A 722-nucleotide genomic window follows, 5' to 3' on the forward strand; every position below is an offset into this window, starting at 1 on the left:
GCCCACCCCAGGGTGGCCCACGTCAACTACCCGGGTTTGGCCAGCGGTGCCACCAAAAAGATTGTCGACGCCCAGATGCGCGGACACGGCGGCATGCTCAGCGTCGTCCTCGACGCCACCGCTGAGCAGGCCACGGCGGTCGTGGACCGGCTGCGCCCGTTCTCCATTGCGCCCAGCCTCGGCGGAGTGGAAAGCCTCGTCACCCAACCCATCACCACCACCACCCACCACGGGCTCTCGGCGGCCGAACGCGCCGCGCGCAACATCCCCGACAGCATGATCCGCTTGTCCGTCGGGCTCGAAGACGCCGACGACCTCATCAACGACCTCACCCAAGCCCTCGACACCGTCTGAGCGAAGGTGCGGGCCGACCGGACGCATCACGCCATCCGCCGGCCTCGGCGGGTGGCCGTTGGTCGCCGTCCTCGCGGTGTCAGTTACCGGTGGTCCGGGGTGGTCGGCCGTGCATGGGCACCGGGCGCCGCAAACGTTGAATTTGGCGGCGCCGCGGCCACAATGCTGCTGCGGAATGCCTGCCGCGGGCGTGCCCGGCGGGTTTGGTTCACGTCGCGGGATCGACGCCGAGCTGCGCTGGCTTGCGGCAAGCCCCGCCGGAAAAGCCTTGTCTGCCCAGGGCGAGGGCGCCGAGTCCGGTGCCGGCCAGGGTGGCGGCGATCAGCAGCAGGGCGGTGTCGTAGCCGCCGGTGGCGTCGGTGACAAAG

General features: G+C 70.5%; 1 protein-coding gene. It reads left to right on the top strand.

The annotated features are described in order from the left end of the window. Positions 1-354 (top strand): PLP-dependent transferase (locus F6Q13_RS18635; protein ID WP_293059688.1); only part of this gene is annotated, 354 nt, incomplete at its 5' end. Positions 355-722: the final 368 nt, after the last annotated feature.

The organism is Mycobacterium sp., assembly GCF_008709575.1.
Classification (GTDB): Bacteria; Actinomycetota; Actinomycetes; order Mycobacteriales; family Mycobacteriaceae; genus Mycobacterium.